Consider the following 9194-nt stretch of genomic DNA (forward strand, 5'->3'; position numbering starts at 1 on the left):
AAATGCTTACAATTTTGTATCTCACGCTTCTTGAGAATTGCTATACTAAAAATACTGAGGCGCGTGAGGAAATAAAATATGACAATACAACTTCCCTTGTCCCAAACTAACTCAGAAATAGTTTATCCAGATAGTGATTGCCAGCCTATGGCAGATAATACAATTCAATTTCGTTGGATTACAATTATTCATTACAATTTAGCTTGGTTATTTGCAGATAATGCTGAAGTTTTTGTGGCAGGAGATTTACTTTGGTATCCGGTAGAAGGGAATAATAAATTACGACAAGCGCCAGATGTAATGGTGGTTTTTGGAGTACCGAAAGGAGACCGAGGTTCTTATCAGCAATGGAAAGAAAATAATATTGCTCCACAAGTAGTATTTGAGATTCTTTCTCCAGGAAAGACACCTAAAGAAATGGAGTGTAAATTATTATTTTATGACCGCTATGGAGTAGAAGAATATTATGTTTATGACCCGCAAAAAAATAGTTTAACGGGATGGTTACGTTCAGAACTTTTTCTGGAAATAATTGATGAAATGAATGGTTTTGTTTCTCCTAGATTAGGAATTAAGTTTGAGTTAACAGCAGAAACGCTAATTTTGTATCGTCCTGATGAACAAGCATTTACAGATTATATGGAAGTTCAGCAACAATTGGAGGCAACAGAAAACCGTGCTTTAGAAGCAGAAAATCGTGCTTTAGAGGCAGAAAGTCGTGCCACTGTTGCTGAAGAAGAACTTCAACAGGAACGCCAAGAGAGGGAAATTGTTCAAGAGCGCGCCAAACGCTTAGAACAATTATTACGAGAAGCGGGGATAGATCCAGAAAGTAATGGTTGAAGAAGGAGACAGGAGACAGGAGACAGGAGACAGGAGACAGGAGACAGGAGACAGGAGACAGGAGACAGGAGGAAAATTACATGGGGATTCTAACCCCAAGTAATTTTGAACACCGTGTAGACGGTGGAGTATTAAACCCACAAAGAAAATGATAATTCAACAATTAATAATGAATAATTAATAATTAATCATCATTAATTACCTTTTCCTTTCAAGAATAGGATTGACTCAAAGGAAAATTTTTCTTTATTATCCCCTTAAAATGGGAGGCTTTAAACCACAATTTTCGGTTAATTTTTTAGAGAAAATAAGCGATCGCTAAATAATTTTTAGGAGTAAATTTTATGAAAATTAAAAATTTTCTGAATCTGACTTTTTACAGTATCTTTTGGATCTGGAATGTGACATTTTTAGGAGCTGTATATTTCTGGATTTTGCCAACTATTGGATGGTCTTTAATTGAAGATACTTTATCTGGCTTAATTCCCAGTCAATTTTTAATTACTTTCATTGGAATAGTAGCAATTCCCACTATTTTTACTATCATTGGTGGATGGTATTTTCGCAAACAACCTCTGCAATTATTCCGTTTATTTTATGGAGTTGAAGCTCCTTTATTTTTACTCTGTTTATTACGTTTTTTTGTACTGCGAGAACTTACTCAAGCTAGTACTTTAATTTTAGCCACAATCTTCATTAGCATTATCGCTTTTGCTCTGGAAATGTTATATGGTTATGCTAATCGAAATAAGTTAGTATCGTGGCTACAAATGTTTGCCCACAGCCTGATGTTATTAACTGGTTTATATGTGGGAGTATTACTACTATTTTATGCCGTGCCAGTATCTGTAATGTTAGTACGAGAATTTTTCTCATTTTACTGGCTTCAAGGAATTATTTCTGAGTTAACTTATTCTCCTGGCTATGTATTTACATTGCTCTTATTTTTATTTGTCTTGGCTTTAACAACAACTTTATTTGTGTTTATGCCCTCAGCATTAGCCAGTTTATACGTTAATTCTGGACAAAGAATACTCAGAACATTTGCTAATCAACATGGTCATCAACGTACATTTCAGGGAATTATTGCGGTCATAACTGCTTGGATGATTCTATTTGTTTCATTTCAACAACAACCCCAAGTTGTAGCTTTTCAAATGTTAGATTTACCAGTCAGAAATGAAAGCGATCGCCAAGAACTTTTAGCTAATTCTAATTTAATTAAAGATGGATTAGTTAATGCCTATTTATCCTCATATCGTTATCTAAGTACGGCTGCCAGAAGTAACCAAATTCGGATCATGTACAGAAGCACATTTGGTTTGCCAGAATCAATTAATCAAACATTACAAGATTACTTCAATAATCTGATGTCACCCTTCTTATATAAAGGTGACGATAAAGACAAACAAAAAGCAGCCAAACTCTACAGTGATTTTTTCGATACACCGATTCAAAAAGCAGAACAAAAAGCAATTATTAATGCTATTCAATCGACAGCAAATCTAGATGAAGTGAAAGCTGGATTATTAAATATTGGGGAACAAAAAGTCTGGCTGAAAAACCAAGAAATTACAGTAAAAGAAAATAGAGATTGGGCAGATATAGAATTATATGAAATTTATGAAAATCAAACCTTTGAACCTCAAGAAATTCTCTATTATTTTACCCTCCCAGAAAGTGCAGTTATTACAGGTATTTGGTTAGGCGATACTGACAACCGCGCCCAACGTTTTCCTTTCAAAGTTTCGCCCCGTGGTGCAGCACAAAAAGTCTATAATTCTCAAGTCCGAAGAGAACGTCCGGTCGATCCTGCTCTCCTAGAAAAAGTCGGGCCTCGGCAATATCGTTTACGAGCATTTCCAGTACCAGCAAAGTTGTCAGTAAGGGAACGAAAAACTAACCCAGACCGACCAACACAAATGCACTTGTGGTTAACCTATCAAGTAATGGCAAAAGATAATAGTTTTGCTTTACCGAAGTTGAGAGAAAAACGTAATATCTATTGGAATAAAAACACCAAACGAATTTACAATACCAAGTCTGTCAGAGGCGATCGAGAAGCATGGTTGCCATCTAGTCTGACCGCAGTTACTCAAACGACTGCACAACAACATCAGATAAATTTTGCCAATGGATATCAAATTTCTGCTCAACCTTTAGTAACGCGAGAAAGATTTTTACCAGAAAGTGAACGGTTTGCAGTGGTTGTGGATACTTCCTACAGCATGAGAGCTAAAACCAAAGAACTAAAACAGAATATTGACTGGTTAGTGGCAAATGGTTTGGGAGACCTGAGTTTCAGTAACGGTGATGCAGACATATATCTGACTAATGTCGGTTTTCCACCAGAAAGGATAGATGATATTAGTCAGTTTGATGCTGAGAAAGTTACATTTTTCGGTACGCTCCAATATCAGGAAATGCTGGAACAGTTTCTCCAGTTACGAGGGGATACTCGCTACAATGGATTGATATTGGTGACTGATGAGGGTAGTTATGAACTCTCGGATGATACTCAAGAAATGCCCAACTTATCTACTCCTTTGTGGATGTTGCATTTGGGAGCGATGCCACCTGCTTATGATGATGCCACATTAAAATTGATGCAAAAAAGTGGGGGTGGTGTGGCGACACAACTTACCGAGGTATTCCAACAAGTGACGGCAAAATCAAAATTAGGAAAATCTGTTGTCAGTGTAGCAGATGGATATGCTTGGTTTATGGAGAAAAAATCTGATGAGGAAATAATAGAAGATAATTTTGCTCCTCTGGCAGCTCAACAGTTAGTTTTGGGGCTGAGTAAAAAAATGAACTTGGATACTCTCGATGAGTTAGATGCTATTCACCCGATCGCAAAAACCTATAAAATAGTTACGCCTTATTCTTCAATGATAGTTTTAGTGAATGACGAACAACGGGAAGCACTCAAACGTGCAGAAGCAGCAGCAGACCGTTTTAACCGTAAAGTTGAGGATGGCAAGGAGGAATTAACCGACCCCAATAACCCATTAGATGCTGCAAATGTACCCGAACCTGGTATGGTATTGGGAATGGTGGCAATGGGAATAGCGCTATGGATAAGTCAAAGTTCAAAATTCAAAAGTTAAAAGTAGTAGGGTGTGTTTTGCTGGCACAAAGCGCAGCTTTGCGATAGCAAACAACAGTGTTTGCGGAGCATTCCGCACCGAAAGCGTAACGCAAAAAATTCTGGAATAGGCGGTGCCTTACATTGCATTAACGCACCCGACAGGACTGACACACCTTAAATAGTGCATTATAAAATGGGGAGATTCGGAGATGGGGAGATTGAAGTAATTATAGAATAATAAACATATACTATATAACCGGATTCTATATGATGGGGCGATAGGGGAATGGGGTGATTACGAAAAAAGCGATCTGCACAGTTTTAACTGCGTCAGTCTACTACTGGACTGTTTTATCTAAAATATGCATCAGATTTGTTATTGCGTTTTGCTGGCGCATAACTCCGTTAACGGTTCGCGACATGTTTGCGGAGCATTCCGATAGGAAAAAGCGCAGCTTTGCCATAGCACAGGAATATGTATTGGTAGACTCAGAATCAACTTTGCTAGAAATTTCTCGTCGAGGAGAGGGGAAAATGTGGCTTTGCAATTATTATGAAGCGGGGGAGGCGATCGCTTGAGAAAGTTTAGAGTTTGAATGTCCCGTGGAACTTTTGTATGTAAGTTTTATGAAGATTTGATGAAGTAGGCAAAATGACATTGACACCAGAAAGTGGAGCATATACTCTTATAAAAGAGTTTAATAACAAACAAAATAGAAACTCCTCTGTGTGGGTGTTTATGATTAAAACATATGTATGTAAATTACAGCTTTTTTCATTTCAGTAGACCACAGTAGAGAGGTTCCATGGAAATTTCCTACAGGCCTTTGATTGTGACGATGTAGTTGATAAATATGAAAAGCGCTGTAACTTACAAACTCATGGCAACAAATAAAGGAAAAATTAGATATGCACAATCAAAAACAAGCAATTAAGAGCAAAGCCACTAACCTAAACAAAATTGGTAAAAGAGCCTCCTGTCAGCTCCTCGCACTTCTTGCTTTGACAGCTCCTGCTAACGCTTTTGATCTGAAACTTACTGCACCTGACGGTTCTGAAAGAGACTTCTTTGGAGGGTCAGTAGCTCTAAGGGATAACCTCGCCCTGATTGGTGCACCACTAGACGATGACAACGCAAGAAACAGTGGTTCAGCCTACCTATTTGATACTACTACTGGCAGTTTGCTCCAGAAATTTACTGCACCTGACGGTTCTGACGGAGACATCTTTGGAAACTCAGTAGCTCTAAGTGATAACCTCGCCCTGATTGGTGCCCCAGGAGACGATGACAAGGGAACAGACAGTGGTTCAGTATACCTATTTGACACTACTACTGGCAGTTTGCTCCAGAAATTTATCGCACCTGACGGTTTTTCAGCTGGCGTCTTTGGAGGGTCACTAACTCTAAGGGATAACCTCGCCTTGATTGGTGCCCCAGGAGACCAAGAAAATGGAATATTAAGTGGTTCAGCCTACCTATTTGACACTAGTACTGGCAGTTTGCTCCAGAAATTTACTGCACCTGACGGTTCTGACGGAGACATCTTTGGATTCTCAGTAGCTCTAAGTGATAACCTCGCCCTGATTGGTGCACCACTAGACAATGACAAGGGAAGATCCAGTGGTTCAACCTACCTATTTGACACTACTACTGGCAGTTTGCTCCAGAAATTTACCCCACCTGACGGTTCTGAATTTAACTTCTTTGGAAACTCAGTAGCTCTAAGCGATCGCCTCGCTCTGATTGGTGCATCAGGAGACGATGACAAGGGACGCTCCAGTGGTTCAACCTACCTATTTGACACTACTACTGGCAGTTTGCTCCAGAAACTTACCGCACCCGACGGTTCTGAATTTAACTTCTTTGGAAACTCAGTAGCTCTAAGTGATCGCCTCGCCCTGATTGGTGCCCCAGGAGACCAAGACAACGGAGAAAACAGTGGTTCAGCATACTTGTTTGATATTACTACTGGCAGTTTGCTCCAGAAATTTACCCCACCTGACGGTTCTGACGGAGACTTTTTTGGAGGGCTAATAGCTCTAAGGGATAACCTCGCCCTGATTGGTGCCCCAGGAGACCAAGACAACGGAGAAAACAGTGGTTCAGCATACTTGTTTACCATCAACCCTCAACCAACACCAGAGCCATCATCGCTCTTAGGAATAGCAGGAACAGTAGCGATCGCCGCCTTATCCCGAAAGAAGCAGCAGAAAAAATAACAATAAAAATTTATCATTTTCTTTGTGGGTTTAATACCCCACCGTCTACACGGTGTTCAAAATTACTTGGGGGAGCGAATCCCCATGTAATTTTCCTCCTGTCTCCAGTATAGCTGTCTCCAGTATAGCTGTCTCCAGTATAGCTGTCTCCTTCTTCAACATAGCTAATTTATTAAGCAAAGATCCAGAGTCTGAATTCTTTGCTTGATTTTTTTTGAGAATTCTAGTTATACCATGTCCGGATAATTAGTGATGAAAACACTTTTTTCCTGATCTCAATTCTCAATTCTCAATTCTCAATTCTCAATTGTCCTCCCTAATTAGGGCTTGCTGATTAATTCTAAAAGTATTTACAGATAAAGGTTTTAGCGTTTTAGCGTTGAAAAAAGTACCAACTTTTTGGTGGAAAAAGCTCATGCATGCTGGTATTTTAGGATGATTATGGCAGAAAAATTGAGAGACAATTCTTGCTCCTACCTCCTGGCTCATTCCCATTTCTCCTGTCTCCTGTCTCCCCCTCCTGGGAGGAGGGACGGGTTGTCTCCTACAAAGAGCAAAAAGACTTTCCATACGCAGACCCTAATTATTTATAAACGCACCCTACTGGAGCGACACACTACAAGTTTGGCACTATTTTACCTGTATCATGGCGCTACAATAATGAACTACGGTATTATGGCTCGATAATATTGAGATTACTTTTAACTTTTAATATCAAATCCGTTTAATTGGACATAAAAAAAATCTTCAATCGCCATAACTACGTTTATCTTTGTAATTCTTTCTCCTCCTGACTCCTGAGGACTGACTTCCCCTCCTGGGAGGGGTTAGGGCAAGAAAGGGGTGGGTTGACTCCTCCTAACTTAACCATTCTATGGCTGTTTAACCGGATTTGATATAACTTATTATGTTAACTCCAGGACAAATCTTAAAACAACGTTACCAACTACAAAAACAACTAGACCGTACTATACCAGTATTTGTAGGTTGGGTTGAGGTAACGTAGCTTGCTTCCCGTAAGGGTAACCCAACATAAACGGAAAACGTAAAGGTGTTGTTGGGTTTCACTGTCGTTCTACCCAACCTACTTTTATCAAGTTCAAAACTTCCCAAACAGCGATCGATCCCCAAGCAAACCATCAATGGCAACTGATAACTGATAACTGATAACTGAAATAGCGTTGGCGGAGCCTAGCGGCAGCTATATCGCTCCCCAACCAAACTATCCATTAACCAACCCAAACCAACAATAATATAAAACCCAGATAATCCCTATACTCAACTCAAGGAAAGACTTTAAACCTTTGGGGGTTAATTATCAATTATCCATTATCAATTATCCATTATAAATAGCTATCTGCCCATTCACGGACCCGACTATGGGCTACTGAAACCCCCTGACGACGATAATCCTCAAGAGCTAATTTACTTTGCTGAACCATTTCTTCTTCCGTCAAAGAGATAAAATTTAACGTTGAATCTATCTCTCCGTAATCTAGTAATTATTCTGTTTTTTTATCGGATTCATCTATCAGTAATTCCTCAAAATATTCTAAATTACCAGATGAATTTACTAGCCATTTTCGGAGCAGATTTTTCACTTGCTCTCCCGATAGTAGGTCCAGGCGTTCTAATATTTTCTGTCTGAGATTATTTGTTGTCATAAATATCCAGATTAAATTATCATCTATAGTATACCATAAATCATAGAAATTATAGGAAATATATAACCATGACATTTATTAGCCCTAAAACCGACTTTGCCTTGAAAAAAATATTTGGTTCTGTTCACAGTCAAAAAATCCTGATTAGCTTTCTCAATGCCATAGTTTATAACAATCAAAATGTTATTCAATCTCTAAAAATAATTAACCCCTATAACCCTGGAGTTACTAACACCATAAAAGAGACTTATTTTGATGTCAAAGCACTTTTAGATAATGGCTATACCGTTATTATTGAAATGCAAATATTGAACGTGGCAGACTTTAAAAAACGAGTAATTTATAACTTAGCCAAAGCTTATGGAAATCAATTAGATCGTAATGTTGGGCAAGGTTATATTATGTTGCAACCTTTTATAGCTTTAACAATCGCGGATTTTGTTTTGTTTGAGGATATTGATAAAATGATTACTAAATTCAGATTTAAAGAAGAGAAAGAATCGGTTTATTACGAAGATGAATTAACATTAATGTTTGTAGAATTACCCAAGTTTGAAAAAGAATTTTCAGCCTTAGAAACCCTCAGTGATAAATGGATATACTTTATTAAATCGGCAGCAAATTTAGAAGTAATACCACAATCATTGGAAGAAGTATCAGAAATAGAAGCAGCATTAAAGATAGCAAATCGAGCAAACTTAAACAATAAAGAATTAGAGGAAGTAGAGCAACAGGAAAAGTTGATGAGAGATCAACAAGGACAAATTAGTTTCGCGAGAAACGAAGGACGAGAAGAAGGAATTGGTATTGGAAGGAAACAAGGAATTGGAATTGGAGTAGTGAAACAAATCTTACGTCAAATTCGCCGAAAGTTTGGAGAAATATCTCCAGAAATTGAGACTCAAATAGAACAATTATCTTTGGAAAAATTAGATATTTTAGGCGAAGAAATTTTTGATTTAGCAACAATAGCAGACTTGGAAAACTGGCTAGCTAATAATTGATAATTGATAATGGATAATTGATAATGAAAGAGTTGTTGAAATCTCTAGCTTTCTATCTCACTATTGATAATTAACAGGACTTACGCAGAACCACCTTATGTGGTAGGGGCGAATGGCATTAGCCCTCTGCGGATAGACCACCTTATGTGGTAGGGGCGAATGGCATTAGCCCTCTGCGGATAGCATATTGTCTAAGAATTTGCGTAAGTCCTGACTATTGAACAATAGTTAAATTAATCAGGACTTACGCAGAACCACCTTATGTGGTAGGGGCGAATGGCATTAGCCCTCTGCGGATAGCATATTGTCTAAGAATTTGCGTAAGTCCTGTTAATTATCAATAGTGAGATAGAAAGCTAGAGATTTCAACAA

Annotated in this window: 9 protein-coding genes; 6 read left to right on the plus strand and 3 right to left on the minus strand. The window is 38.3% G+C overall.

What is annotated here, in order from left to right; all coding sequences use genetic code 11:
- The first annotated feature begins 78 nt into the window (after positions 1-78).
- The 5 genes from D5R40_RS01250 (at position 79) to D5R40_RS01265 (ending at position 6154) form a co-directional block, all read left to right on the plus strand.
- Positions 79-843 carry a Uma2 family endonuclease gene (locus D5R40_RS01250; protein WP_124143886.1) on the plus strand — a complete coding sequence of 255 codons (765 nt, stop codon included), beginning with the start codon at positions 79-81 and terminating at the stop codon, positions 841-843.
- A complete protein-coding gene (locus D5R40_RS34335) occupies positions 840-995 on the plus strand; it encodes a hypothetical protein (protein WP_161564898.1) in 156 nt (51 codons plus the stop codon). The genes D5R40_RS01250 and D5R40_RS34335 overlap by 4 nt, the downstream gene beginning before the upstream one ends.
- A gap of 192 nt (positions 996-1187) precedes the next feature.
- Entirely contained in the window at positions 1188-3953 is a 2766-nt protein-coding gene (locus tag D5R40_RS01255) for a TIGR02921 family PEP-CTERM protein (RefSeq protein WP_205127277.1), read from the plus strand.
- Positions 3954-4354: 401 nt separating this feature from the next.
- Complete coding sequence (locus D5R40_RS01260) at positions 4355-4513, plus strand: hypothetical protein (RefSeq protein WP_192901069.1); 159 nt, start codon at positions 4355-4357, stop codon at positions 4511-4513.
- Between the two features lie 330 nt (positions 4514-4843).
- Complete coding sequence (locus tag D5R40_RS01265) at positions 4844-6154, plus strand: FG-GAP repeat protein (RefSeq protein WP_124154135.1); 1311 nt, start codon at positions 4844-4846, stop codon at positions 6152-6154.
- A gap of 45 nt (positions 6155-6199) precedes the next feature.
- Here the strand turns inward: D5R40_RS01265 and D5R40_RS40640 are convergent, their stop codons facing one another.
- The 3 genes from D5R40_RS40640 to D5R40_RS38950 all read right to left on the minus strand — a co-directional run bounded on the left by D5R40_RS40640 (position 6200) and on the right by D5R40_RS38950 (position 7893).
- Positions 6200-6334, minus strand: coding sequence for a hypothetical protein (locus D5R40_RS40640; RefSeq protein WP_275670307.1), 135 nt, complete (start codon positions 6332-6334; stop codon positions 6200-6202).
- Positions 6335-6457: 123 nt separating this feature from the next.
- Positions 6458-6724, minus strand: coding sequence for a hypothetical protein (locus D5R40_RS34340; protein ID WP_124143888.1), 267 nt, complete (start codon positions 6722-6724; stop codon positions 6458-6460).
- Positions 6725-7656: 932 nt separating this feature from the next.
- Positions 7657-7893 (minus strand): hypothetical protein, encoded by a 237-nt coding sequence (locus tag D5R40_RS38950; protein ID WP_240041525.1) that lies wholly within the window; start codon positions 7891-7893, stop codon positions 7657-7659.
- On the opposite strand from D5R40_RS38950, the gene D5R40_RS01280 reads away from it, so the two are divergent.
- Positions 7887-8822, plus strand: coding sequence for an Rpn family recombination-promoting nuclease/putative transposase (locus tag D5R40_RS01280; RefSeq protein WP_124154136.1), 936 nt, complete (start codon positions 7887-7889; stop codon positions 8820-8822). The genes D5R40_RS38950 and D5R40_RS01280 overlap by 7 nt on opposite strands.
- Positions 8823-9194 lie beyond the last annotated feature (372 nt).

It is taken from the genome of Okeania hirsuta, from assembly GCF_003838195.1.
GTDB lineage: Bacteria > Cyanobacteriota > Cyanobacteriia > Cyanobacteriales > Microcoleaceae > Okeania > Okeania hirsuta.

Coding starts and splice junctions, on each gene's coding strand:
- D5R40_RS01255 (WP_205127277.1), top strand. CDS start 1,188: ATGAAAATTAAAAATTTTCTGAATCTGACTTTTTACAGTATCTTTTGG.
- D5R40_RS01250 (WP_124143886.1), top strand. CDS start 79: ATGACAATACAACTTCCCTTGTCCCAAACTAACTCAGAAATAGTTTAT.
- D5R40_RS01280 (WP_124154136.1), top strand. CDS start 7,887: ATGACATTTATTAGCCCTAAAACCGACTTTGCCTTGAAAAAAATATTT.
- D5R40_RS38950 (WP_240041525.1), bottom strand. CDS start 7,893: ATGTCATGGTTATATATTTCCTATAATTTCTATGATTTATGGTATACT.
- D5R40_RS34340 (WP_124143888.1), bottom strand. CDS start 6,724: ATGGAAAGTCTTTTTGCTCTTTGTAGGAGACAACCCGTCCCTCCTCCC.
- D5R40_RS01265 (WP_124154135.1), top strand. CDS start 4,844: ATGCACAATCAAAAACAAGCAATTAAGAGCAAAGCCACTAACCTAAAC.
- D5R40_RS01260 (WP_192901069.1), top strand. CDS start 4,355: ATGTTTGCGGAGCATTCCGATAGGAAAAAGCGCAGCTTTGCCATAGCA.